1 protein-coding gene is annotated in these 1,590 nt (G+C 54.0%); it reads right to left on the bottom strand.

Annotation, left to right across the window (positions count from 1 at the left end; all coding sequences use genetic code 11):
* Positions 1-838: 838 nt before the first annotated feature.
* Positions 839-1,321: a phosphate-starvation-inducible PsiE family protein gene (locus tag N554_RS0130510; RefSeq protein ID WP_051677805.1), complete on the bottom strand. Its 483-nt coding sequence runs from the start codon at positions 1,319-1,321 to the stop codon at positions 839-841.
* Positions 1,322-1,590: the final 269 nt, after the last annotated feature.

Raw genomic sequence — 1,590 nt, forward strand, 5'->3', positions numbered from 1 at the left:
GAAGCACGAGCCCGCGAGCGACATCGACACTGTGATGGCGGATAGTCTGAAAGTGCTTGACCCCAAACGGCCGATTAGAGAAGCGGACATTGCTCAATGCAGTCGGCAGTCTCAAAGGTGCCATCAACAGACATGGCCGGTTCGCCAACAATCTACGCCCCCCCCCCAATTTCCTTTATTGTGTCCGAGGCAGTTTGGAAGTTCTTTGAAATGGTCTCTTAACATTTGTTCTTCTTCGTCCACCCACGGACAAAGAATACGTCGCCAAATCAAACCGGATTGAGAGCTTGCCCGGGGCTGGTAACGCTGGAGCCGAACCCAATGCATTACTTTTTGCTCTTGCTGCTATGGGGATGCACGATATTGCTCGCGTACGGTGTGGGACGTGTCTGGTGGATGGCAGTGCGAACCGGCCGATGGCTCAAAGGCGGCGGACGCGCTTACTATTTTCCCAGCAAGCACTACACGTTCACGGTTTATGATAGAACGAACAATCCATCAATGTATTGGCTGGGCGTGATCAGCATGGCTATCCTTTTCGTTGGTTTCCTTTTCTTGTCTGTGCTGCTCACAATGGGGTTGGTCAATCAGTCATGATCAAACGCGCGACGTAGCGATGTCCGGTATGGGTCAAACTCAGAAGAACTCAGTGTGAGCAAATGTCTTCCGGGTTACCCCTGAAAGCGGACATTGCTTGATACAGTCGGCATGTCTCAAAGGTGCCAACAACAGAAGTGCAGGTCGGTTTGCTGGCAACATGTTTCCTCGCGTCAGGCTAGGAACTTCGAATTTGAACTCGTTTTGTCAGCTTTTGTAGCGACCGCATTGCAATGCAACCTCATCCGTCTCCCGCCGCGATGATTTCGCGCGGCTGCCCTTGGTCGCGCACCAGCCAATAGACGGCGCCCAGCGCGAGGATGGCTGCGGCGAGCGCCAGCAGATGGAAGGCATCCGTGCTCGACAGATCGAGAATGATCAATTTGCGTACCACCGCCAGCAGCGCAATCAGGATGACAGAGCGTACTTGCACAATACTGTCGCGCCGCTCCGCCACCACCAGCAGGGAGCGCTTGAACTCGAGTGCAATGATGACGGTAAAGATCATGCCGAACACCGTCTGGAACACACCATAATCGGTCGGATCGAAATTGGTTGCCCAGATGCTGAGCAGGATTTTCAGCGTCAGATTCCACAGCGCGAGGGCAATGATGATGGCGATCAGCGTGGTCAGCATCAGGACGCAGACTTGCTCGAATTTCTGGTAGAGCGTCAGCGGCTCGAACGACAGGCGCAGATCAGAAAATTCCTTTTTCAAAGGCATCGTCGGCTCCATCAGCCAGCAGACTTTAGGCATAGCATGATTTTCACAATGATAGTGCCGTACGGTCGTGACGCCCGCTGAGGGTCATTTCCGGACCTCGGCTGGCGCAGCCGGGATGTCTGGTCTACCCCGATGAGCGGACATCGTCAGCGTGATCGGTGACGTCCGAAATGTGCGGCGGGCTCAATTGGTCAGCGCAACACTCTAATCTTTTAGCAAAGATGGAGTGTGGGCATGAAACAGCGACGTCGCATTTATTACTCGACCGC

It is taken from the genome of Bradyrhizobium sp. URHD0069 (genome assembly GCF_000701345.1).
Classification (GTDB): domain Bacteria; phylum Pseudomonadota; class Alphaproteobacteria; order Rhizobiales; family Xanthobacteraceae; genus Bradyrhizobium.